Origin of the sequence: Microbacterium sp. zg-Y1090, assembly GCF_030246945.1 — a bacterium.
Taxonomy (GTDB): domain Bacteria; phylum Actinomycetota; class Actinomycetes; order Actinomycetales; family Microbacteriaceae; genus Microbacterium; species Microbacterium wangruii.
Map to the genome: position 1 here is coordinate 1093890 of NZ_CP126742.1, position 22155 is coordinate 1116044.

At 67.8% G+C, this 22155-nt stretch carries 25 protein-coding genes and 2 pseudogenes; 15 read left to right on the forward strand and 12 right to left on the reverse strand.

The genetic code is table 11. From position 1 onward, the window contains the following. Nucleotide 1: 1 nt before the first annotated feature. The gene (locus QNO26_RS05145; protein WP_257525632.1) at nt 2–478 is read left to right on the forward strand and encodes a YbaK/EbsC family protein; all 477 of its coding nucleotides are present in this window, start codon (nt 2–4) and stop codon (nt 476–478) included. A gap of 202 nt (nt 479–680) precedes the next feature. Here the strand turns inward: QNO26_RS05145 and QNO26_RS05150 are convergent, their stop codons facing one another. From QNO26_RS05150 to QNO26_RS05170, 5 genes are read right to left on the reverse strand one after another with little or no spacing between them, the layout of a single operon-like run. Then, complete coding sequence (locus QNO26_RS05150) at nt 681–1148, reverse strand: SixA phosphatase family protein (RefSeq protein WP_257525631.1); 468 nt, start codon at nt 1146–1148, stop codon at nt 681–683. After that, nucleotides 1145–1495, reverse strand: coding sequence for a gamma-glutamylcyclotransferase (locus QNO26_RS05155; RefSeq protein ID WP_257525630.1), 351 nt, complete (start codon nt 1493–1495; stop codon nt 1145–1147). Before QNO26_RS05155 ends, QNO26_RS05150 begins: the two co-directional genes overlap by 4 nt. A 13-nt stretch (nt 1496–1508) precedes the next feature. Further along, complete coding sequence (locus QNO26_RS05160; protein WP_257525623.1) at nt 1509–2780, reverse strand: DUF445 domain-containing protein; 1272 nt, start codon at nt 2778–2780, stop codon at nt 1509–1511. A gap of 22 nt (nt 2781–2802) precedes the next feature. Further along, complete coding sequence (locus QNO26_RS05165; RefSeq protein WP_257525622.1) at nt 2803–3975, reverse strand: acyl-CoA dehydrogenase family protein; 1173 nt, start codon at nt 3973–3975, stop codon at nt 2803–2805. Beyond that, nucleotides 3972–4739 (reverse strand): alpha/beta fold hydrolase, encoded by a 768-nt coding sequence (locus QNO26_RS05170; RefSeq protein ID WP_257525621.1) that lies wholly within the window; start codon nt 4737–4739, stop codon nt 3972–3974. Before QNO26_RS05170 ends, QNO26_RS05165 begins: the two co-directional genes overlap by 4 nt. 65 nt (nt 4740–4804) lie before the next feature. On the opposite strand from QNO26_RS05170, the gene QNO26_RS05175 reads away from it, so the two are divergent. Next, on the forward strand, nt 4805–5209 hold the full coding sequence (locus tag QNO26_RS05175; RefSeq protein ID WP_257525620.1) for a pilus assembly protein CpaE: 405 nt from the start codon (nt 4805–4807) through the stop codon (nt 5207–5209). A gap of 10 nt (nt 5210–5219) precedes the next feature. Here the strand turns inward: QNO26_RS05175 and QNO26_RS05180 are convergent, their stop codons facing one another. Continuing rightward, complete coding sequence (locus QNO26_RS05180) at nt 5220–6425, reverse strand: MFS transporter (protein ID WP_257525619.1); 1206 nt, start codon at nt 6423–6425, stop codon at nt 5220–5222. A 343-nt stretch (nt 6426–6768) separates the two neighbouring features. Between QNO26_RS05180 and nrdH the strand changes: the two genes are divergently transcribed. The 10 genes and pseudogenes from nrdH to QNO26_RS05215 form a co-directional block, all read left to right on the forward strand. Beyond that, a complete protein-coding gene (gene nrdH / locus QNO26_RS05185; protein ID WP_257525618.1) occupies nt 6769–7002 on the forward strand; it encodes a glutaredoxin-like protein NrdH in 234 nt (77 codons plus the stop codon). Nucleotides 7003–7077: 75 nt separating this feature from the next. Further along, nucleotides 7078–7509 carry a class Ib ribonucleoside-diphosphate reductase assembly flavoprotein NrdI gene (nrdI, locus tag QNO26_RS05190; protein WP_257525835.1) on the forward strand — a complete coding sequence of 144 codons (432 nt, stop codon included), beginning with the start codon at nt 7078–7080 and terminating at the stop codon, nt 7507–7509. Between the two features lie 5 nt (nt 7510–7514). Continuing rightward, a complete protein-coding gene (gene nrdE, locus QNO26_RS05195; RefSeq protein WP_257525617.1) occupies nt 7515–9647 on the forward strand; it encodes a class 1b ribonucleoside-diphosphate reductase subunit alpha in 2133 nt (710 codons plus the stop codon). 49 nt (nt 9648–9696) lie between these two features. Further along, nucleotides 9697–10671, forward strand: coding sequence for a class 1b ribonucleoside-diphosphate reductase subunit beta (nrdF, locus tag QNO26_RS05200; protein WP_257525616.1), 975 nt, complete (start codon nt 9697–9699; stop codon nt 10669–10671). A 233-nt stretch (nt 10672–10904) separates the two neighbouring features. Beyond that, a complete protein-coding gene (locus QNO26_RS14445; RefSeq protein WP_350310498.1) occupies nt 10905–11075 on the forward strand; it encodes a helix-turn-helix domain-containing protein in 171 nt (56 codons plus the stop codon). After that, a complete protein-coding gene (locus QNO26_RS14450; RefSeq protein WP_350310497.1) occupies nt 11072–11548 on the forward strand; it encodes a DDE-type integrase/transposase/recombinase in 477 nt (158 codons plus the stop codon). Before QNO26_RS14445 ends, QNO26_RS14450 begins: the two co-directional genes overlap by 4 nt. A gap of 199 nt (nt 11549–11747) precedes the next feature. Next, a protein-coding gene (locus QNO26_RS05205) for an IS3 family transposase (RefSeq protein WP_257638774.1) occupies nt 11748–12985 on the forward strand; the annotation gives its coding sequence in 2 pieces (ribosomal slippage) (nt 11748–12033 and nt 12033–12985; 1239 coding nt in all). Between the two features lie 35 nt (nt 12986–13020). Further along, nucleotides 13021–13752, forward strand: coding sequence for a hypothetical protein (locus QNO26_RS05210; RefSeq protein ID WP_257638759.1), 732 nt, complete (start codon nt 13021–13023; stop codon nt 13750–13752). Nucleotides 13753–13772: 20 nt separating this feature from the next. Next, the gene (locus tag QNO26_RS14455; protein ID WP_306816491.1) at nt 13773–14180 is read left to right on the forward strand and encodes a DUF5956 family protein; all 408 of its coding nucleotides are present in this window, start codon (nt 13773–13775) and stop codon (nt 14178–14180) included. Between the two features lie 47 nt (nt 14181–14227). Beyond that, nucleotides 14228–14407, forward strand: a pseudogene (locus QNO26_RS05215) (integrase core domain-containing protein); the annotation flags it as partial. 290 nt (nt 14408–14697) lie between these two features. Here QNO26_RS05215 and QNO26_RS05220 read toward each other — a convergent pair. From QNO26_RS05220 to QNO26_RS05230, 3 genes and pseudogenes are all read right to left on the reverse strand, one after another. Next, entirely contained in the window at nt 14698–15549 is an 852-nt protein-coding gene (locus tag QNO26_RS05220) for an IS3 family transposase (protein ID WP_257638758.1), read from the reverse strand. Then, the gene (locus QNO26_RS05225) at nt 15546–15845 is read right to left on the reverse strand and encodes a transposase (protein ID WP_257638757.1); all 300 of its coding nucleotides are present in this window, start codon (nt 15843–15845) and stop codon (nt 15546–15548) included. The genes QNO26_RS05220 and QNO26_RS05225 overlap by 4 nt, the downstream gene beginning before the upstream one ends. Nucleotides 15846–16276: 431 nt before the next feature. Further along, nucleotides 16277–16471 (reverse strand): annotated as a pseudogene (locus QNO26_RS05230) (type IV secretory system conjugative DNA transfer family protein); the annotation flags it as partial. Between the two features lie 32 nt (nt 16472–16503). Here QNO26_RS05230 and QNO26_RS05235 point away from each other — a divergent pair. Beyond that, entirely contained in the window at nt 16504–16653 is a 150-nt protein-coding gene (locus QNO26_RS05235; protein WP_257638756.1) for a hypothetical protein, read from the forward strand. 721 nt (nt 16654–17374) lie between these two features. Here the strand turns inward: QNO26_RS05235 and QNO26_RS05240 are convergent. Further along, nucleotides 17375–17572, reverse strand: a complete 198-nt coding sequence (locus QNO26_RS05240; protein ID WP_257531689.1) for a hypothetical protein — start codon at nt 17570–17572, stop codon at nt 17375–17377. Nucleotides 17573–18161: 589 nt separating this feature from the next. On the opposite strand from QNO26_RS05240, the gene QNO26_RS05245 reads away from it, so the two are divergent. After that, nucleotides 18162–19139, forward strand: a complete 978-nt coding sequence (locus tag QNO26_RS05245; protein WP_257531687.1) for an acetylxylan esterase — start codon at nt 18162–18164, stop codon at nt 19137–19139. Nucleotides 19140–19370: 231 nt separating this feature from the next. On the opposite strand, the gene QNO26_RS05250 is transcribed toward QNO26_RS05245, so the two are convergent. Further along, the gene (locus QNO26_RS05250) at nt 19371–20021 is read right to left on the reverse strand and encodes a DUF6226 family protein (protein ID WP_257638755.1); all 651 of its coding nucleotides are present in this window, start codon (nt 20019–20021) and stop codon (nt 19371–19373) included. A gap of 121 nt (nt 20022–20142) precedes the next feature. Between QNO26_RS05250 and QNO26_RS05255 the strand changes: the two genes are divergently transcribed. Further along, a complete protein-coding gene (locus QNO26_RS05255; RefSeq protein ID WP_257531682.1) occupies nt 20143–21663 on the forward strand; it encodes an ATP-dependent DNA ligase in 1521 nt (506 codons plus the stop codon). Nucleotides 21664–21706: 43 nt separating this feature from the next. Here QNO26_RS05255 and QNO26_RS05260 read toward each other — a convergent pair whose 3' ends face one another. Further along, nucleotides 21707–22078: a VOC family protein gene (locus tag QNO26_RS05260; protein WP_257531680.1), complete on the reverse strand. Its 372-nt coding sequence runs from the start codon at nt 22076–22078 to the stop codon at nt 21707–21709. Nucleotides 22079–22155 lie beyond the last annotated feature (77 nt).

Consider the following 22155-nt stretch of genomic DNA (forward strand, 5'->3'; position numbering starts at 1 on the left):
TGTGACAGCGCACCTCCCTCCTCGCAGCAGGCTCGTGCACGACGCGCTCCGCGCCGCGGGAATACCCGGCGAGATCGTCGTGCTTCCCGACTCCGCCGCCACCGCCGCGCAGGCCGCCGCCGCACTCGGAGTCGAGGTCGGCGCGATCGCGAACAGTCTCGTGTTCTGGTCCGACGGCGAACCTCTGCTGGTGATGACCAGCGGCGCCCACCGCGTCGACACGACCGCGCTCGCCGAACGGCTGGGACGGCAGAGCATCGAACGTGCGACGGCGCAGCAGGTGCGCGATGCCACCGGCCAGGCGATCGGCGGCGTCGCCCCCACCGGCCACCCGGCACCGCTTCCCACGGTCGTGGACGAGGCGCTGTCGACCTATCCCGAGATCTGGGCGGCCGCCGGCACCCCGCACACCGTCTTCCCCCTCACCTTCGACCAGCTGGTCGCTCTGACCGGCGGCAGGGTCGCGCGGGTCGACTGACCGCCCGGCCTCACGCCCCTGCTTCGATCTGCAGGCACACGATCGCCGCGGCCGCCGACCAGGCCTGCGGCCGGCACGCGGCCGGAGCTGGTCGCGGAGGCCGTGCTCGACCACCTCGTCTCCGGTGCGACCCCCGGCGGGAGACTCATCCTCCCGGAGCTGGTGGTGCGTACCGCGGTGGTCTGAGCGGCACCCGCAGGGCTCACCGAGGTGAGTCGAAGGTCCACGCGTCGGGGTCCAGCGCAGAGGCGACGTCCCAGTCGTCCTGATCCCACGTGAAGGTCGCCACGGCACAGGTGGGCATGTGCGCGATCTCCGGCGCCAGGCGGCCGGCCAGCGCGCTCATGCCCGGGTCGTGGGCGACGAGGAGGACGGATGCCACGCCCTGCGTCGCCGCGGTGCGCAGCAGCTCGTCGGCCCCGGCGCCGTACAGCTCGTCGCGCAGGAGCGGGGCGAGGCCGAAGCGATCGGCGAAGATCTCTGCCGTGGTGCGCGCGCGCAGCGCGGTGGAGGCGACGATCAGATCCGGGGCGAAACCGCTGTCGGCCAACCGCGCCGCCATGACGGGCGCGTCGCGCAGACCGCGGGGATTCAGCGGCCGATCGTGATCGGGCAGGCCGGGGTCACCCCAGTCGCTCTTGGCGTGGCGCACCAGCGCGAGGCGGATCACGGCTGCGCCGCCAGGTACACCCACGCGAGCCGACCGCTGGCGAGGGTCACCGCCAGGCGGTGGAACAGCGGGGAGACGAGCTCGTCGGCCGCCTCCAGTTCGAGGTCGCTCAGGTGCAGCACCTGTCCGGTCACCTTGTCGCGCGGGTCGCCGGTCATCCGCAGCAGCCGCTGCGGGATGGGACCGAGCCGCTCCACGATCTCGGGGTCGAGTCGCTCGGCCACCTCGGTCGCATAGCCCGGCAGCATGTCCGGCTCACCGTGCAGCACGCGGCCGAAGGTGTCGCGTTGCAGGTCGAGCACGTCGAGCGTGCCATAGCTGAACAGCAGCTCACCGGGGTCGCCCATGCGATCAGGGTAGTCAGCCGGTCAGGGCGTGCGCGAGGGTGTAGATCACCAGACCCGCGAGGGACCCGACGATGGTGCCGTTCAGCCGGATGTACTGCAGGTCGCGGCCGACCATCAGTTCGATCTTCTCCGTGGTCTCGGCGGGATCCCAGCGCTCGACCGTCTCGGTGATGATCGACGCGATGTCGTGCCGGTAGCGGTCGACGAGGAACACCGCGGCCCCGGTGACCCACCCGTCCACGCGGTTCTGAAGATCGGCATCCGTCGACAGGCGCAGGCCGGCATCGGCGAGGGCCTCGGCGAAACGGCGGCGCAGCTCGCTGTCGGGTTCGGAGAGCGAGCGCAGCAGGCCGTTCTTGGTGCTGTCCCACGCCTCGGCGGCCAGCTCCCGCACGCGCGTCGACTCGAAGACGCCCGACTTGGCGTCCTCGAAGCGGCCGATGGTGGCGGGGTCGTGCTGCAGGCTGTCGGCGAGGCGCCCCAGATAGCGGTCGATGGCGTGCCGGGCCGGGTGCTCAGGATCGTCCTGCACCGCGCGCACGAAGGCCACCGCCTCCTTGTAGAGGGTGTCGTCGATGAGACGGTGCGCGAGCGACGGCACCCACGACGGCAGCCGGCGCGAGACGAGGCCGTCGAAGGAGTCGCGGTTGGTGGCGAGCCAGGTGCCGAGGGAGTCGGCGGCAAGGTCGACGGCGCCGTGGTGCGCGCCGGCATCCACCATGCGCTCGAGCCACCCGCCGACCGACGGACCCCAATCCGGCTCGATCAGGTGCTCGCGGGCGATGTCGGCGATGAGGTCCTGCACGTCGCTGTCGCTGAGCGCCCGCAGCACGCCCGCCGCCATGGCCGAGCCCTCCGTCGCCACGCGCTCGGCGTGCGCGGGCTGGGCGAGCCACTCGCCGAGACGCTGCGACACGCTCATCGACTCGAGCTTGGTGCGCACGACGTCGGCGGAGAGGAAGTTGGTCTCGACGAACTCCCCGAGGGTGCGCCCGATCTCGTCCTTGCGGTGCGGGATGATCGCCGTGTGCGGGATCGGGATGCCCAGCGGATGCCGGAAGAGCGCGCTGACGGCGAACCAATCGGCGAGGGCGCCCACCATCCCGCCTTCGGCGGCGGCGCGCACGTACGCCAGCCACGGGACCTCGTCCTGCAGCGGAAACGAGATCGCGAAGACGACCGCCATGAACACCAGCGCGCCGAGGGCGACGCTCTTCATCAGCCGCAGCGCGCGACGGCGCTCCTGGTCGGCGACGCTCAGCAGCGCCGTGGGGGTGCGGGACATGTCGTCATCCTCGCATGCGGGTTCAGCCCTCGGCCGGTCCCAGCCACGCCGTGGCCGCCGTGGCGTGGGCGGATTCCGGGTCGGAGGGATGGAAGAGGCCGGCCAGCACGTCGCGATACAGGCGTCCGAGCTCGGCGCCGGCGAAGTAGGAAGAGCCACCGCCCACCAGCACCGCCTGGTCGACGACCTCCTTCGCCATGGTGACCGCCCGGTGCTTGACGCCGCTGAGCAGTGAGAACCAGCGCGCGCCGTGGTCGGCCTGCCGATCGACGTCGGTGCAGAGCACGTGCAGCTGGGGCGGCAGGGCGTCGTAGGCGATGCCCATCTCGGCCACCCGCCGGCGGATGTCGGGGTCCTGGCTGTAGGCCCGTCCGGTCTTCTTCGAGCGCCGACGGCCGGCCGTGTCGACGGCGACGTCGATCGCGCGGCGGGCGATGCCGGTGTACACCGACGCCAGCAGCAGCTCGAACACGCTGAAGATCGCGAAGACGAGCGGGTCGGGGCTCGGCCCCGGCGCCAGGCGTCGCCCGATGCGGTCGGCGGGCGCGACGGCGCCGTGCAGCTCGGTGGTGCGGGACTGCGTGCCGCGCATGCCCACCGTGTCCCAGTCGTCGCGGGTCACCACGCGCCCTGCGGCCTCTTCGGCGCGGGGGACGAACGCGTAGACCAGGCGTGGGGCGTCGGGGGAGGAGGTGTCGAGGCCGTGCAGGCCCAGCTGCGTCCACACCGGCGCGAGCGACGTGAAGATCTTCGTGCCGGTGAAGGCGTACCCGCCGTCGGGCAGCGGTTCGGCGACGGTGTCGCTGCCGAAGAGCACCAGGTCGTTGCCGGCTTCGCTGATGCCGAACGCGTACACCTCGCCGGCGACCGCGCCCTCGAGCACATGATCGAGGTCGCGGATGCCGCGGTCACGCAGCACCTTCGCCACGCCCGTCCACACCAGGTGCATGTTGACCGCCAGCGCGGTGGCCGGCGCGGCGGTGGCCAGGCGCTGCTGCAGCAGCGACACCTCGGCCAGCTGCAACCCGCCGCCGCCGATCTCGGCGGGAGCGAGCACAGCGAGGTAGCCGGCGGCCCTCAGGTCGGCGAGGTCGTCGTCGGGGAAGGTGTTGTGGCGGTCGTGCGCGGCGGCCCGTGCCCGGATGCGCTCCAGCAGCGCGTCGTCGAGCACGCTCGCGGGGTCGAAATCGGTCATCGCAGGGCCTCCCACAGCAGTCGCAGAGTCTCGTCGGGGCGGTCGCGGTGCGGCGAGTGGCCCGCGCCGGCGACCACCGACATCGTCACGTGCGGATTGGCGACCACGTCGTCGACGACCTCGCCGGTGAAGATCGAGTACACCGCAGGGTCGCTCGCGATGACGTGGGTGGGCACCTGGAGCCGCGCCGCGTCGGCACGGACGTCCCACACCGCGTTCTGCTCGCTGGTCTGCTCCACCGTCCAGCGGCTCGCCTGCCGCACCGACAATGCCTTCAGCTCGATGTCGAGCGGATGCCAGTCGGGGTGCTCGGCGCGCACGGCCGCCTCGGTCGGGTCGGCGAACGAACGTTCCTGGCTGTCGCGCACGATCGCCCGATCGCCCTCGGCGAGGTAGATCCCCGGGTCGATGAGCACCAGGCGGCGCGTCCAGCCGGGGGTCGCGGCGGCGGCGACGGTGGCCGCGGCGCCGCCCAGCGAGTGACCGATGACGAGGTCCCACGCCGCCGGCGGGGCATCGTCGGTGGCGGGAGTCGTCGCGGCGACGTCGGCGGCGTACGCGGCGATCGTGCAGTCCAGCGCGCGTGGCGCCGCGCCGTGGCCGCGCAGGTCGACGGCGGTGGCGTGCCAGCCGGCATCCGCCAGCGCCGTGCCGAAGCGCCACATGAGCGGTCCGTTGGAGCCGAGGCCGTGGATGAGCAGCGCGTGCCGGGGCGACGCGGGATCGCCCCACGCGTACCGGGGGAGGGCGACGGGGGCGGGCATGCCCCCAGCCTAAAGGCGGCCGTCGGCACCGCGCCCGGTGCGCAGAACCGGGGGAAGATAGGCAGGTGATCTCCACCGACCTCGCCCGCGAGCTGCGCGCCGCCGGCCTGCGCTGGCATCCGCGCTCCGGCGACCGCTTCCAGCTGGACGAACCGGAGTTCGAGGCCGACGTCTTCACCGTCAGCGAGATGACCATCGAGGCGCGCAGCTATCCCACGGGGACGCTGCTGGCCTTCAACGGCACCACGGAGTGGGCTCTGGACTCGGTCGCGATCGCCGACGCGCTGTGGCTGCCCTCGGAGGCGCAGCTGCGTGAGATGCTGCGCGGCACGTTCCGCAGTCTGACGCGCCTGCCCGACACGTACCGCGTGGAGATCGAGGTGGATGCCGAGCGGCACGGCTTCGACCATCCGGCCCCGGCCGACGCCTACGCCCAGGCGGTGCTGTTCCTGCTGGCGCGGATCGCCTGAGCCCGAGCGCTCACGTGATCGTCGGCACCGGCTCGGTGTCGGGGATGGGGCTCGCGTCGCGTCCCCGCAGGTCGGGGAAGCCGCGCACGAAGGCGACCGAGACGAGCACCCCGGCCACGGCGAACGCGGCACCGGCGACGAACGCGCCCTGCGGCCCGACGCCGTCGATGAGGAAGCCGGCGGTCGCGGATCCCGCGGCCGAGCCGATCAGCTGACCGGTGCCGACCCAGCCGAACGCCTCTGCGGTGTCGCTGAACTTCACGCTCGCCGTGGTCATGGCGAACATCACCGCCAGAGCCGGGGCCACGCCGGCGCCGGCGATGAGGAGGGACCCGCCCATCCACCAGACGTCGAGGGAGATCATCGCCAGGCACAGTCCCGCAGCGACGATGGCGAACCGCCGCGCCATGGCCCAGCGGCCGATGGGGATGTGTCCGAAGCCGAGCCCGCCGGCGAGGCTGCCGATCGAGAACACCGCCAGCACGAGACCTGCTTCGAGTCCGCCGTGGTCGAACGTGGCCACGACGCCGGCCTCGACCGCGGCGGCCGCGCCGATGAGGAGGAAGCCCGTGGCGGTGGCGAGCACCACGGCGGGGCGCGTGAGCACCTTGCCCAGCCTGCGGCGACTGCGGGGGATGCGCACGCGGCCGACCTCGGGGGAGAGGATGAACCACGCGCAGCCCAGCAGCAGGATGACCACGATGCACACCAGGGCGGGGACGGTGCCCGCCTGCGTGGCGATGAAGGTGATCAGCACCGGGGCGATGATCCAGATGATCTCCTGCAGCGACGCGTCCAGCGAGAACAGCGGGGTCAGCTGCCGAGACGTGACCATCTTGGGGTAGATCGTGCGCACCGCCGGCTGCACGGGCGGCGTGGAGAGACCCGCGATGAGCGCGAGGAGCATGTAGACGGGCACGACGGTCTGCACGAACGCGAGCGTGGTGAGCATCACGGCGCAGATGATCGTGGTGAGGGTCAGCACCTTGCGCATGCCCCAGCGGCCCATCCAGCGGCTCGTGACCGGACCCGCGACCGCCTGGCCCACGGAGGTCGCGGCCAGCACGAGGCCCGCGGCCCCATAGGAGCCGGTGACGTGCTCGATGTGCAGCAGGATCGCCAGGCTCGTCATCCCGTTCGGGAAGCGTGCCGTCAGCTGCGCCGCCATGATGCGCCCCACGCCTGGACTGCGCAGAAGGTCCCGATATCCCGCCACGTTCGTCCACGCTACCCGGACACGCCGCGACACGCCGTACCGACGGTTACCCAGGAATCCCGATGTCGGAGGGGGTCCCTAGCGTCGTACCTGTGGATGGATCCGGCCGGGCGGCTCCGCACCCGCGTGATTCAGCGCTTCGCGGGGCCCGAAACCCGTCGGCATCCTGTGGATGAAACGGTGGACAACCTGTGTTGTACATGGGGAGGGCGGTGGAAAACTACACGGATGTAACTACTATCCCTTGTGGTGCTTCTGAACGTCGGCACCCATATGTAGTATTGGACTCCCCGGCCCCGAAGCCGGAGAACACAGCGAAAAGACTTGAAGGGGACACGTCGACATGGCGATCACGGTTTACACGAAGCCCTCCTGCGTGCAGTGCAACGCGACCTACCGCGCACTGGACTCGAAGGGCATCGAATACGAAGTCCTGGACGTCTCCGAAGACGCCGCAGCGCTCGAGCACGTGAAGTCGCTCGGCTACCTGCAGGCGCCGGTCGTCGTCACCGACGAGGACCACTGGTCGGGCTTCCGTCCCGACAAGATCGACGAGCTCGCCTCGCGCCTGGCCTGAAACCAGACCGTGGCGCGGCGCTCCGGCGCGGCGCCCGATCGGCGGGCGGACGGCGGCAACCTGAGGGGAGATGATGTGCTCACGGCGACGCACGCACCTCTGCTGGTCTATTTCTCCAGCGTCTCGGGCAACACCGCCCGCTTCATCGACAAACTCGGGATGCGGGCTGTGCGCATCCCCCTCCTCCCCTCGGATGAGCCGATCGAGGTGTCCGAGCCCTTCGTCCTGGTCACGCCGACCTACGGCGGCGGGCAAGGGCGGGGCGAGGAGAAGGGCGCTGTTCCCAAGCAGGTGATCCGGTTCCTCAACGACGAGGGCAACCGTCGGCTCCTGCGCGGAGTGATCTCCGCAGGCAATACCAACTTCGGCGAGGCGTACTGCCTCGCCGGTGACATCATCAGCCGCAAGTGCAACGTGCCGCACCTGTATCGGCTGGAACTCTTCGGCACGCCAGATGACGTCGATCGCGTGAGCGAAGGACTGGAGCGATGGTGGAATCAACACTGACGGACATGGAATTCAAGACCGAGGCGCGCTTCGAGGGCATGGACTACCACGCACTCAACGCGATGCTCAATCTGTACGGGCCGGACGGCAAGATCCAGTTCGACGCTGACAAGCGGGCGGCGCGGGAGTTCTTCCTGCAGCACGTCAACCAGAACACGGTCTTCTTCCACTCCCTCAAGGAGAAGCTCGACTACCTCGTCGAGAAGGAGTACTACGAGCCGGCCGTGCTCGAGAAGTACTCGATGGAGTTCATCCAGGAGCTGCACGACTTCGCCTACAGCAAGAAGTTCCGCTTCGCGACGTTCCTCGGAGCGTTCAAGTACTACACCAGCTACACGCTGAAGACCTTCGACGGCAAGCGCTACCTCGAGCGGTTCGAGGACCGTGTCGTCATGACGGCGCTGGGCCTGGCCGACGGCGACGAGAAGCTCGCGACCGAGCTGGTCGACGAGATCATCTCGGGTCGCTTCCAGCCGGCCACCCCGACCTTCCTCAACACCGGCAAGGCGCAGCGCGGCGAACTCGTGTCGTGCTTCCTGCTGCGCATCGAGGACAACATGGAGTCGATCGCCCGCGGCATCAACTCCGCCCTGCAGCTGTCCAAGCGCGGCGGCGGCGTGGCCCTGCTGCTGTCGAACATCCGCGAGGCCGGTGCCCCGATCAAGCAGATCGAGAACCAGTCCAGCGGCATCATCCCCGTGATGAAGCTGCTCGAAGACAGCTTCAGCTACGCCAACCAGCTCGGCGCGCGTCAGGGCGCCGGCGCGGTGTACCTCTCGGCTCACCACCCCGACATCCTGCGGTTCCTCGACACCAAGCGTGAGAACGCCGACGAGAAGATCCGCATCAAGACGCTGTCGCTGGGTGTCGTCATCCCCGACATCACCTTCGAGCTCGCCAAGAACGACGAGGACATGTACCTGTTCTCGCCGTACGACGTCGAGAAGGTCTACGGTGTGCCGTTCGGCGACATCTCGGTCACCGAGAAGTACCGCGAGATGGTCGACGACGAGCGCATCAAGAAGACGAAGATCAACGCGCGCGAGTTCTTCCAGACCCTCGCCGAGATCCAGTTCGAGTCGGGCTACCCGTACATCATGTTCGAGGACACGGTGAACAAGGCCAACCCGATCAAGGGCCGGATCAACATGTCCAACCTCTGCTCGGAGATCCTGCAGGTCAACACCCCGACCACCTACAACGAGGACCTCTCGTACAAGGAGATCGGCAAGGACATCTCCTGCAACCTCGGCTCGATGAACATCGCCCTGGCGATGGACGGCGGCGACCTCGGCAAGACCGTCGAGGCCAGCATCCGTGCTCTCACCGCGGTCAGCGACCAGAGCCACATCCGTTCGGTGCGCTCCATCGAGGACGGCAACGACCGGTCGCACGCGATCGGCCTCGGGCAGATGAACCTGCACGGCTACCTCGCCCGCGAACACGTGCACTACGGCTCCGAAGAGGGCCTGGACTTCACGAACATCTACTTCTACACGGTGCTGTTCCACGCGCTGCGCGCCTCGAACCTCATCGCGATCGAGCGTGGCACGGCGTTCGAGGGCTTCGCCGACTCGACCTATGCGTCGGGGGAGTTCTTCGACAAGTACATCGAACAGGAGTGGGTGCCGCAGACCGAGAAGGTCGCGCAGCTGTTCGCGGGCATCCCGATCCCGACGCAGGACGACTGGCGCGCGCTCAAGGCATCCATCCAGAAGCACGGCATCTACAACCAGAACCTGCAGGCGGTGCCGCCGACCGGCTCGATCTCGTACATCAACAACTCGACGTCGTCGATCCACCCGATCGCGTCGAAGATCGAGATCCGCAAGGAAGGCAAGCTCGGCCGCGTCTACTACCCGGCACCGTTCATGACGAACGAGAACCTGGAGTACTACCAGGACGCGTACGAGATCGGCTACGAGAAGGTCATCGACACGTATGCCGCCGCCACGCAGCACGTGGATCAGGGTCTGTCGCTGACGCTGTTCTTCAAGGACACCGCCACGACGCGTGACATCAACAAGGCCCAGATCTACGCATGGCGCAAGGGCATCAAGACCATCTACTACATCCGTCTGCGTCAGCTCGCGCTCGAGGGCACGGACATGACCGAGTGCGTCTCCTGCATGCTGTGACCTCGGTCGCCGCACACACATACGAGACGCGCTGAAGAAAGACATCGACATGACCGAAAAACTGCCGCTGCTGGACCACGTCCAGGCCATCAACTGGAACCGCATCGAGGACGACAAGGACCTCGAGGTCTGGAACCGCCTGGTGAACAACTTCTGGCTGCCCGAGAAGGTGCCGCTGTCCAACGACATCCAGTCGTGGAACACGCTCACCCCCGAGGAGCAGACGCTCACCATGCGGGTGTTCACGGGCCTCACGCTGCTGGACACCATCCAGGGCACCGTCGGCGCCGTCTCGCTGATCCCGGATGCGCTGACCCCGCACGAGGAGGCCGTCTACACGAACATCGCGTTCATGGAGTCGGTGCACGCGAAGAGCTACTCGTCGATCTTCTCGACGCTGTGCTCGACGAAGGAGATCGACGAGGCGTTCCGCTGGTCGGTCGAGAACCCGAACCTTCAGAAGAAGGCTCACATCGTCATGGACTACTACCGTGGCGACGAGCCGCTCAAGCGCAAGGTGGCATCCACCCTGCTCGAGAGCTTCCTGTTCTACTCGGGCTTCTACCTGCCGATGCACTGGTCGAGCCGCGCGAAGCTCACCAACACCGCCGACCTCATCCGCCTCATCATCCGCGATGAGGCCGTGCACGGGTACTACATCGGGTACAAGTTCCAGAAGGGGCTCGAGACCGTTACGCAGGCCGAGCGCGACGAGATCAAGGACTACACGTTCTCGCTGCTGTACGAGCTGTACGACAACGAGGTGCAGTACACGCAGGATCTCTACGACGGCGTCGGCCTCACCGAGGACGTCAAGAAGTTCCTGCACTACAACGCCAACAAGGCGCTGATGAACCTCGGCTACGAGGCGATGTTCCCGGCGACGACCACGAACGTGAACCCGGCGATCCTGTCGGCCCTGTCGCCGAACGCCGACGAGAACCACGACTTCTTCTCGGGGTCGGGCTCGTCGTACGTCATCGGCAAGGCCGAGGCCACCGCGGACGAGGACTGGGACTTCTAGAAGTTCCTGTGCGGCGTCACGGTAGTTGGCACATCACACCCTTGAAGTTGGCACGCGTCAAACTACTTGGCACAGATTGCGCAGTTGGCACATGAAACGACTGGACTCGCGCCGACCGGTTCCACAGGAGCGATCCTGTGGCTAACCGGCGGCGCGAGTCGCCGTCTGAGCTGACACCGTCGTGGCCGGACGCGCCGTCGTCGGATCCAGCGGGGGAGACGGCCCGGCAGTTCGTGCTTAATCTTCGATGCGGGCTGGGTGAGCGAAGCGTCCGCGCGGTCGCAGAGCAGGCCGGCCTCGATGAGGCGACGGTCCGCCGCGTGCTGTCGGGCGCTGCATGGCCAGACCTACGCACGGTGGCTCGTCTGGAGGATGCGCTCGGGGCCCGGCTCTATCCGAGATGACCGGGGGAGTCGAGCGAGCATTCGAGCCGACGCCGCGGGACCTGGTGCAACGCAGGTTCCCCGCCGACGCTCCTCGCAGGCTCTGGGTCGCGGACGTGACGTATGTCGCAACGTGGTCCGGGTTCGCCTATGTGGCTTTCGTCACCGACGTGTTCTCTCCCGCCGCATCGTCGGTTGGAACGTCGCCTCGACCTTCAAGGCCGACATCCTGCCGCTATAGGCGCGCAGTGGCTGCGTGGGCCGTCGACGGGGACCTCAATGGGGTCGTGCATCACGCCGACCACGGATCGAACTACCTCGCCGTCGTCCACACCGACCGGATCGAAGGACTCGGCGCGACGCCATCGACCGGCACCGTCGCGACAGTTTCGACAAACGGGGCTCAAGGCGTCAGCGTATGCGAACCTCGCGCACCTCTCGTCCGTGAGCACGGGCATCACCGCTCGCCGAGTTCGCCCAGAACCGTTATGTGAGCGCGCGTGCTCACTCGTCGGTCGGTAGGGGCATCGTGCGCCGGTTCGAAGGCTGCGAGGGCCGCGAGGAGTTCGCCGCGTATGGACTCGAAGAACCAGCTCGTTTCCCCCGGCGCCGACCGACTCAGCCCAAGTGTCATGCGAGTCTCTCTGAATCGGCCTGACTTTCGTTCCGTTCTTCAAGTAAGGATGGAACACGATGAACAGGAAGTATTCGCCGGAGATGCGTGAGCGGGCGCTCAGGATGCTCGCGGAGACGCGGCCGTCGCACCCGACGATGATGAGCGCCGTCCGGCATGTCGCCGGGCTGCTCGGGATGAGTCCGGAGACGCTGCGGTTGTGGCAGCGTCGCTACGAGGTCGACGCCGGGGTGAAGCCCGGCGTCACGACTGAGGCCGCGGCGGAGATCAAGCGGCTGCAGAAGGAGGTCTCGGAGTTGCGGAAGGCGAACGAGATCCTCAAGGCTGCGAGCATCTTTTTCGCGAAGGAGCTCGACCACCCCTCGACGAGATGATCCGGTTCATCAACGAACACCGGGATCGTTTCGGGGTCGAGCTCATCTGCCAGGTCCTCCGACCGGCAGTGAGAGGGTTCCTCACCTCACGCGGCTACCGTGCCGCGGTGAATCGGACTCCGTCCGCGAGACGGCTCCAGGATGATCTGCTGGTGCCCGAGGTCGCTCGGCTGCATGCGGAGAACTACGGCGTCTATGGGCGCCGGAAGATGCACGCGCTGATGCGACGGCAAGGGTGGGAGATCGGTCGGGACCAGACCGAACGGCTGATGCGGCTCGCCGGTGTTCGCGGGGTGCGCAAGTCTAAGCGAGTGTTCACGACGAAGTCTGATCCCGCCCTGCAGCGGCCGACCGATCTCGTCAACCGCCGATTCACCGCCGACGGTCCCCGCCGGCTCTGGGTCTGCGACGTGACCTATGTCGCCACCTGGTCCGGTTTCGCATACGTCGCGTTCGTCACCGACGTCTACTCCCGGCGCATCGTCGGCTGGAACGTGGCGGCGACTTTGAAGGCGGAGATCTTGCCGATGCAGGCGCTCGATATGGCGGCGTGGGACGCCGGCGATGACCTCACCGGGCTGACGCACCACTCGGACCACGGATCGAACTACATGGCGATGGTCTACACCGACCGGATCGTCGAGCTCGGCGCCGTTCCCTCGACCGGAACGGTCGGCGACAGCTTCGACAACGCGATGGCCGAAGCAGTCAACAACCTCTACAAGACCGAGCTCATCCGCCAACGCGGACCCTGGCGCACCGTCGAACAGGTCGAACTCGCGACCCTCGAGTGGGTGTGGTGGTGGAACAACCAGCGCCTCCACGGCGAGCTCGACATGCGCACCCCCGCCGAGGTCGAGCAGGCGTACTACGCTGACCTCGAATCAGCCCAGCCGGCCCCTGCCGGACAAAGCTCCCAATAGGAACGAAAGCCAGGCCGATTCAGCTCGGCGTTGCCGTGAGTGCAGTGCTGCTGACACTGGGCGGGCTAGTTCCGGCGGCGGCAACTGAGCCCGCCGAATCCGGTGAGGATGTCTGCGTACAAGAAGCAGTTGATCGAGCCCTGGAGGTGTGGACCTGCCTCGGGGGCACGTTGAGTTACTACGAAGAGTCGGCAGATGGGCAGGATGACCTGGAGGTCGTGAGTGAGATAGTCGCCCCGACTGAGGTCATCGAGACGTCGCCTGGCGCTCAGGTTTCGCCGTTGTCGCTGTCGGACCCCGACAACTATTGGTGCGAACAAGGTACAATCTGTACCTCAAGGCAGAGCAGCTATATCTCCAAGACGAAAGGAAACGTCGCCTGGGGCAATACGCAGGGCGTATCCGGCTCGTTTGACATCGTGATCTACAGCAACCTGAACGGTCGCTCATCGAGAGGACAGGTCAAAATCTTCCGCGATCTTGGCGCATCCTTGAAGTTCACCAATCTCGCAATCGAGTGCGTCCACGCAGGCAATGCTTTCGGGTACGGATCGAAGTTCGCAGATAAGGAAGACGGCATCGTGAGCGTGAGCAGCTCTTGGCTCGGCCCGGTGGTGCAGGGCAACAAGCTGACGCAACAAGGGACGTACAACGACAAGGTGACGGGTCGAGTTACGCCGACTGGGGCTCCGGTTCTGCCGCTTCCCACGCTCTCAGGCCTCGCGTTCAAGTGCCCTTCCGGAACCGGAAACTGCACGTTCCCTTGAGCGGCAGTCGCTGGGAAGAGATGCCGAGCACCCCTCCCCGGAAGGGCGCTTCGGTGGTGCTTGGCCCACACCTGCGACACTCTCTGATCGCGTATCTCGCCGGTCCTAGGCATGTGCAGCGAGTACCCCGCCAGTTCGATGACGTCGTCGAAGCGGTCCACGGCCAACCGCCGGTCTCCCGGCGCCCGAGCGACACCGAGCGGGACGAGATCCAGGAACACCTGACGGAGTTCCTGGCAGACTTCGGTATTCCTGCACCCCCAGCGGCGGACGAATGGCGGCTGTACCTGCCACCCGAGGTGTCCGAGGGGGACCTCTGGTCAGCAGTCAACGGGCCGGAAGTCCGTCATGAGTCAGAAGCGAGCGCCCCAGAAGTCCTCGCGGATCTGCGCACCCAGCTTGAGCGGATCCTCGGGCCGTTGGACTGAGGGCTCTGTGCGCCCAGCTGGACACACAATCCCAGCTGGGCGCACGGCGCTTCAACCGGACCCTCGCCAGAGAGTGGGCCTACGCCCGGACCTGCCGGTCAGACGCCGCTCGCGCGGCGACCTATGACAACTGGCTGCATCACTACAATCACCATCGACCCCACACCGGGCTCGGAGGCTCAACCCCCGCCGAACGCGTTCACAACCTCACGAGGAAGAACACCTAGTCCCGCTCCCCCCGCGGGACGGGCACGGCACCTGTTGTGTCGCCATGCGGTGGGGAAGCGCGGTTACCACTCGACCGTCCAGTTCTGGCGAGCTAGATCGAGAACGAGATCCGGATCTTCGAGGTGGTCGACCGGTCTGCCGCGCGCAGGGTCGAGGAACGTCGTCGGCGTCATCATCCAGAGGGCAACGCTCTCGGATGTCTTGCCGCGCTGGTGGGCGAGTCGAAGAAGCGGCTGCACCCAGGGTTGGGAGCTGAACCCGGTTCGGTGGACACGGGTTGTGTGTTGAATTATGCCGCGAGAGCGGCGTGATGGGTGTTCTCGAACTCCAGTGGTGAGACGTCTCCGATGCCGGAGTGGCGGCGGCGCGGGTTGTACCAGGCCTCGATCCATTCAAAGATCGCCTGCCCGAGCTCATCTCGGCTCTGCCAGACGCGTTGGTCGAGGAGTTCGCGCTGCATGGTGGACCAGAACGATTCCATGAGTCCGTTGTCGACGCTGGACGCGACCCTGCCCATCGATCCGAGGAGCCCAGCTTGTCGGAGCCGGTGCCCGAACACCCAAGACGTGTACTGGGATCCGCGGTCAGAGTGCACCACGGTCCCGGCCTCGGGTTTGCGTCTCCACCTCGCCATGTCGAGGGCGTCGACGACGAGTTCGGCGCGGATGTGGTCGGCAATGGCCCAGCCGACGACGCGGCGGGAGAACACGTCCACGACGGCAGCGCAGTAGACCTTCCCGGTCTTCGTCGGATGTTCCGTGATGTCCGTGACCCAGAGCTTGTCCGGAGCATCCGCGACGAACTTCCGCCGCACGAGATCCTCGTGCGGCGCCGGCAAAGGACGCGACTTTCCGCGTTTGCGACGGTGACTGATCCCCGCCAGGCGCATCAGCCGTGCGACACGTTTCTTCCCGCACCGGATCTGCAACCCGAGCCGCAGCTCGGCATGCACTCGACGCGCGCCATAGCTGGTCCTCGAGTCCTGATGGATTCGGACGATCGTGCCCGTCAGCTCCGCGTCGGCCCGTGATCGATCCGAAGCTGGCCGGTTCTTCCACGCGTAGTAGCCCGAGCGGGAGACTCGCAGCACCCGGCACGCCAGGGCCGCGTCGATCCCGGTGGCGACGAGACGGTCGATCACCGGGAAGACCCTTTTGGGCCGACCACCTCCCGCGCGAAGTATGCAGACGCCTGCCGGAGAATCTCAATCTCCGCAGCCTGAACCCTGTTCTCCCGCCGCAACCGAACCAGTTCCGCCCGCTCGTCGGACGTGACGCCTTCCTGGACGCCCTCGTCGACGTCGGCGATCTTCACCCACCGTCGCAGACACGACTCGCTGATCCCCAGATCGGCCGCGAGCTGCGCGATCGGCTTCTCCTTCGACCGCGCGAGCGCGACCGCCCTCCGACGAAACTCCACCGGGTGAGCTGCAGGCATGACGACTCCTTCACGAACGACTCTCGCCGCTCAGATCAAGTGTCCACAAGACCGGGTTCAGCTCCTCTCCGATTGACGCAGTAGCTCGGCAACGTCGTTACGGCGGCCAGTGTCTCGACAGGATTGAGGCGGACGAGAGCCTCGGAAGCTGATCTCCGTGTATGGGAGCGACGGGCCCCGACCACCCGGGCGCCGAGACTGCTTCCGCACCGTGCCAACTACTGTGACGGATCAGACGACGGGGGCCGGCTGGTGCTTCAGCGGGGCCTTGAGCCAAGTGCGACGCAACCGTGCCAACTACCGTGACGCCGCACAAGAAGTTCCGGATCATGCCCCGCCCATAAAGGGCGGCTGAGAGGCCCGGGCCCGTAGGATTCTGCGGATCCGGGCCTCTTTCGTGCCTTCTCTCGACAGACAGAGGAGGACTCAGATGGACAGGAACTGCCGTTCCGCGAGCGAATGGTGGTGGTGAGATTGTCCGGCCGGGTGGACGTCGTAACGACCGCGCCCGGAGCGTCGAGGATCGCGTTGATGACGATGTGTGCACCCTTACCTGATCGGGGCGGACCGATCACGAGAATCGAATCCTCGACCGAGGCCCAGACCTTCGTTCCTCGCGACACCCCGCGAGCTCGCCGCCGACGGGATCCCCGTCGCGGTGACCTGCCGGTTCCTGAAGGTCTCGACCTCCGGCTACCACGACTGGCGGGACCGGGCGCCGCCGGAGCGGTTCTTCAACCCCCGCCGGCGGCACACCAGCCCCGCCGACGACGAAGCCCTTCACACCGCCGCAGAGATCGCGGCCTGATCAATACACAGGAACCGTCGGGAAACCGGGTCAGGCTCTCTTACCTGGGATGGTCGTTGACACGTCACACCACACATCCCCGAGACGATCGCCTCCTGGGTGGGGCGACTGCTCGTACCTCTTGAGGAACTCGCGTCGCTGATCAGCGGTAGCCGACCGCGCTTCTAGATACTTCGCCACTGAGTCGTACGAGTGGGAGCCGAGTGGCGAATCGTCTTTGAGATCGATTGGCCCGGATGGGTTCAGTTTGGCCCGCTCACCGATCTCATCTGTTCGAGCGGCCAAGTGGCGTAGCACCGTATGTGGCGTCGCCACATTCTGGGTGAGACTTGCTAACACGCCGAGATCGTGAGATTCGGCCAGTGCCCCGTAGACGCTCTCGGGCAGATCTTCCCGCCCAGCCAGGTCCCATCTATCGTCTCGACTTCCGGACGCCACCCGCTCATGAAGCGACCGCTCAGACTCGCGCATGAAGCCTCACTCTAGGGGGGACGGGCACCGACCGGGTGCTCCCCGGCCGCGTCGCTGAGGCCCCCATCAACCCCTGCTCCGCCGGTTTCCCCTGAGCAGTATGACGACCCAGGTGGCCGCGGCCAGACATGTCGCCACGCCCAGCCAGCCACCCGGGGTGCCCCAAGACACGCGGGCGACGCCGAAGCCGCACGCGCCCGTGATCCCTGCCAGAACAGCAAGCGTCTTCCTTCAGTCGTCGATATCTCCTCTACTTCTGGCCAGCGCGGTAACGCAGGAAGACCACAAGAGTGGCCACCCCGATGGCTATGAGCACCGGGCCTGATACGAAGGTAAGAAACCAAGAGTCCCTGCCGGCGAAAAGGGCCCATCCTCCGGCAACGATAAACATCACGGCGATGACCGAGAACACCCAGAACACAAATGTGCGCGCCTTATCTTGAGTCACGCTCGCTCCCTATGAACAGGTGAAGCAATGGCTGCGGCCGCGGTGCCTCTCGAGAGATGTCGTCGCCAACCATCCCCGCGCGTACGTGCCGACACACTGCCCCCAACCGGTCGACGTTCCCCAATGAACGTCCCGTGTCAGCGGTCCAATCTGCATGACGCGTGCCTAAAAGCTAGCGCATAGCAATCGGCAAGGTGAACAATTTCGTGCGGTTGATGTGGTCACCACTCAGTAGTCCATGTTTCGGGGGCCAGAAGATCCCATCGTCCGCGTGATCGACCGACGGGTGCGGGTGGGAGCCGAGGAACGTAGTGGCCGCACCAGCCACGGGGGGATGCTCTCCGGCGTAATTCCTGGGTTGCGAGCAATGCGGAGCGGTGGCCTTACCCGGTCCGCGAGACGACTCGCGTGCGGCCCGCGCGGACGATTGCGGCGAACGGATCATCACCCATGCGCCGCTCACGCCGCAGAAGCTGTCCACAGGCGCTCAGCGTCCGCAACCCCCCGCTGACGCAGAGGGCCGTGACGGCCGACGCCGACGTGGCTAGGCTCGACCCACGCCGCCGAGGGCGTTACCGGAAGGATCGCCGTGCCACGCTTCGACCTGCCCGAATCCGAGCTGCGGACCTACCGGCCCGAGGTCCGCGAACCCGCCGACTTCGACGCCTTCTGGGAGCGCACGCTGACCGAGGCGCGGGCGGTCGGCGACGCCGCCGTGCTCACCCCCGTGGCCACGCCGCTGCGGCACATCGAGGTGCACGACCTCGTCTTCCCCGGCTTCGGCGGCGACCCGATCCGCGCCTGGTACCTCCGCCCGGCGGGCGTCGCGGGACGCCTGCCCACGGTCGTCGAGTTCCTCGGCTACGGCGGCGGACGCGGCCTGCCGCACGAGCGCCTCGCGTGGGCGGCATCCGGTCGTGCGCACATCGTCATGGACACGCGCGGGCAGGGCGCCACATGGGGCGGCGGCGGGGACACGGCCGATCCGCACGGCACCGGTCCCAGCGTGCCGGGACTCATGACGCGGGGCATCGAGGATGCCGAGGACTACTACTACCGCCGGCTCATCACCGACGCCGTGCGTTGCGTGGACGCGGCGCTCGGCCTCGACGGCGTCGACCCGGACCGGGTCGCCATCACGGGCATCAGTCAGGGCGGCGGGCTCACCGTCGCGGTGAGCGGCCTGCACCCGCGGCTGGTCGCCGCGATGCCGGACGTGCCCTTCCTCTGCCACTTTGAGCGGGCGGTGGGGATGACTGACACGGACCCTTACGCCGAGATCGTGCGCTATCTCGCCGTACACCGCGGCACCGGTGATGCCGAGCGCGTGTTCGACACGCTCTCGTACGTCGACGGCGTCAACTTCGCGCGGCGGTCCTCCGTGCCGGCGCTGTACTCCACAGCGATCCTCGACGACACCTGCCCGCCATCGACGGTGTTCGCCGCCTTCAACCACCTCGCCACGGCAGACCGTCGCATCGACGTGTACGGCTTCAACCGGCACGAGGGCGGCGAGGTCTACCGGTTCCCCGAGCAGGCCGCCTTCCTCGCCGCCCTCGGCTGCTGACCGGCGCGGTCTCAGGCGCCGGTCTCAGGCTGAGGTGGCGGAGGACGGCCGGCTCTGCACCTCCGATTGATGCCTCAGGTCGGCGAGCGCCGGTGCGGCGGCGAGGGCGGGAGCCGGCTTTCGTTTCGCGGGCAGAAGAGCGGAGCGGGCGTGGGGCGCGGATCGTGCAGGGTCGCGAATCCCGGTGAGCAGACGCGAACGATGCCAGGCTGCGGGTGGCCACGCCGTAGGTCAGGAAGCCGACGTCGCGCGAGGCCAGGCCGCCCAGCCTTCGGGGAGGTCGCGGAGCACGCGTTTCGCGGCCCTGAGCCGTTCAGCGGGGAGGTCTTGGGTGCGGGATCGCCCGCTGCTCGCGCCGTCGGGATAGGTGAAAGCGAAGTCGACCCAGGGACGAAGTCCTCGTTCGACGGTCTCCCGGTAGTTGCCGCTGACTATGGCGAACACCTGTTGCTCGAGTTGGTCGGCCTCTGCCTGCCAGTTCGAGTCGCAGGCGTCGCAGCCGCAGACCGGGTAGTGGAAGTCGTGCAGCAAGCCCGCATGCATCATGACCCCCGGGTACGACGTGAAGACCAGCGTCAGAGCCGCGCACGCCGGATCGTTCGGCCGTATGCGCGCCGCGCGCACCACGTCGTGAAATGCCGGGCTCAGCAGATCCGCCGCTGTCTCAGCGCCCTCATCGATCTCGACGTCGTAGGTAGCCCGGAGATGCGCGATGAGCGCTTCAGCGACGAGGTGGAGGGGCGCGAAGCGCTCGGGATGCGTGTCCACCGAGTAGGTGTCCTCCGGGGGCGAACCGTCCCACCGATTCCCGTAGTCGATGACGTGCCCATCGGCGTCCCGGAACGTCCGCTCGTCGATGGCGGGGCGCACGTAGGAGCTCACCACGTCATCCTGTCGCACGGCGGGGTCCCGGTCGAGCTCCGCGTCCCACCGGCATCCGACGCCCGCGCCGTCCTGGTCCGTGACGGCGCGGGGCGTCGGATGCCGGTGGCAGACTGACCGCATGCTGCTCGCCGAGCTCGTCGACACCGCCGATGCCCTGACGGCCACGCGATCGCGGCGGACGAAAGTCGAGGCGCTCGCCACGCTGCTACGCCGGCTCGAGGCCGACGAACTCGCCCCGGCACTGGGGCTGCTGCTGGGCAAGCCCCGTCAGGGACGACTCGGCGTCGGGTGGCGCGGTCTCGCGTCGACGGCCGTCGCGCCGGCGGAAGAGCCCGCCCTGACGATCGCCGAGGTCGACACCGCGCTGGACCTGCTGGCGGCGGCATCCGGTCCCGGGTCGGCGGCGCGTCGCTCCGCCGCGCTCACCGGGATGCTCGGCCGCGCCACCGCGGGGGAGCAGGACTTCCTTCGCAGAGCGCTGTTGGGGGAGATGCGCACCGGCGCGCTCGAGGGAGTGGTCACCGATGCGATCGCCGCGGCCGCCGACCGACCGCTCACCGCGGTACGGCGCGCGGCCATGCTCTCGGGCGACCTCGGTGAGACGGCTCGTATCGCGCTGCACGGCACCGAGGTCGACCTGGAGGAGACCGGCCTGGTCGTGGGGCGGGCCGTGCTCCCGATGCTCGCGAGCACAGCGAGCACCGTCGCGGAGGCGATCGCCACGGTGGGGGAGGCCTCCGTCGAGTACAAGCTCGATGGCGCGCGCATCCAGGTGCACCGCAGCGGCGACGACGTGCGCATCTTCACCCGCAACCTCGCCGACATCACTCACCGGCTGCCCGAGATCGCCGACATCGTGCGGGCCATGCCGGTGCACGACGTCGTGCTCGATGGTGAGACACTCGCCCTCGACGAAAACGAGGCGCCGCGCCCCTTCCAGGAGACGATGGCGCGGTTCGGCGCCGAGGCGGCGCGCGAGCTGGTGCTGCATCCCTGGTTCTTCGACGTGCTGCACCTGGACGGCCGGGATCTCATCGACGAGCCGCTGCGCGCCCGCAGGGCAGTGCTCGCGCAGATCGCGCCGGACCATCGCGTCCGCGGCGAGGTCACGTCCGATCCCGAGGTGGCCGAACGGGTGAGCCGTGAGGCGCTCGCCGCCGGCCATGAGGGCGTCGTCGTCAAGGCCATCGACTCGACCTATGCGGCGGGCCGCCGCGGGGCGAGCTGGATCAAGGTCAAGCCCGTTCACACCTTCGATCTCGTGGTGCTGGCCGTGGAGGCGGGATCGGGACGCCGCGCGGGCCTGCTCTCGAACATCCATCTCGGCGCGCTCGACCCCGTCGGCGAGTTCGGCGAACCCGGCGGCTTCGTCATGGTCGGCAAGACCTTCAAAGGGCTGACGGATGCCACGCTGCGCTGGCAGACCGCGCACTTCCCGACGATCGAAACCCATCGCACCCCCGGCACGGTGTGGGTCGAACCCGTCACCGTGGTCGAGATCGCGATCGACGGCGTGCAGCGCTCGCCCCGCTATCCCGGCGGGATCGCGCTGCGCTTCGCGCGCGTCAAGGCATACCGCGATGACAAGCGGCCCGAGGATGCCGACACGATCCAGGCGCTGCGCGGCCTGCTGCGGTAGCCGGGGGCGGGGTCGCGCGCGCCGCGGCGGGTGCTCCCGCAGGTCAGTCGCGGGACGGCAACTGCTGCAAGGTCCAGGTGTTCCCGTCCGGGTCGTCGAACGTCACGAACCGGCCCCACGCCTGCTCGTCGACCCCCTGCGCCGCGACGCCCGCGCGGCGCAGCTGGGCCAGCGCCTCATCGGCATCGGGCACGACGACCTGGATGGAATCCTGGCTGCCCGGCTGCATCCGAGAGCCCAGCCCGGTGCCGAACGCGATCGAGCACGCCGATCCGGGCGGAGTCAGCTGCACGAACCGCGGCCCCTCATACGGGACCTGGTCGTGATCGGCGTGGAAGCCGATCTTCACGTAGAAGTCCTTCGCCCGATCGACGTCCGTGACCGGCACGAAGATGAGCTCGATCCTCCAGTCCATGGCGTGCCCCTCGGCCTGGGATCCCGGCGGGATCGCTGTCCGGCGCACGCTACGCGCATATCCGGACAGATCATGTC

Bases quoted from the DNA above. Each gene is read 5' to 3' on its own strand.
- QNO26_RS05225 (WP_257638757.1), bottom strand. From the start codon at position 15,845: ATGCCTGCAGCTCACCCGGTGGAGTTTCGTCGGAGGGCGGTCGCGCTC.
- QNO26_RS05255 (WP_257531682.1), top strand. From the start codon at position 20,143: ATGCTGCTCGCCGAGCTCGTCGACACCGCCGATGCCCTGACGGCCACG.
- QNO26_RS05260 (WP_257531680.1), bottom strand. From the start codon at position 22,078: ATGGACTGGAGGATCGAGCTCATCTTCGTGCCGGTCACGGACGTCGAT.
- nrdE (WP_257525617.1), top strand. From the start codon at position 7,515: ATGGAATTCAAGACCGAGGCGCGCTTCGAGGGCATGGACTACCACGCA.
- QNO26_RS05160 (WP_257525623.1), bottom strand. From the start codon at position 2,780: ATGTCCCGCACCCCCACGGCGCTGCTGAGCGTCGCCGACCAGGAGCGC.
- QNO26_RS05155 (WP_257525630.1), bottom strand. From the start codon at position 1,495: ATGGGCGACCCCGGTGAGCTGCTGTTCAGCTATGGCACGCTCGACGTG.
- QNO26_RS05165 (WP_257525622.1), bottom strand. From the start codon at position 3,975: ATGACCGATTTCGACCCCGCGAGCGTGCTCGACGACGCGCTGCTGGAG.
- QNO26_RS05170 (WP_257525621.1), bottom strand. From the start codon at position 4,739: ATGCCCGCCCCCGTCGCCCTCCCCCGGTACGCGTGGGGCGATCCCGCG.
- QNO26_RS14455 (WP_306816491.1), top strand. From the start codon at position 13,773: ATGCCGAGCACCCCTCCCCGGAAGGGCGCTTCGGTGGTGCTTGGCCCA.
- nrdH (WP_257525618.1), top strand. From the start codon at position 6,769: ATGGCGATCACGGTTTACACGAAGCCCTCCTGCGTGCAGTGCAACGCG.
- QNO26_RS14450 (WP_350310497.1), top strand. From the start codon at position 11,072: ATGACCGGGGGAGTCGAGCGAGCATTCGAGCCGACGCCGCGGGACCTG.
- nrdF (WP_257525616.1), top strand. From the start codon at position 9,697: ATGACCGAAAAACTGCCGCTGCTGGACCACGTCCAGGCCATCAACTGG.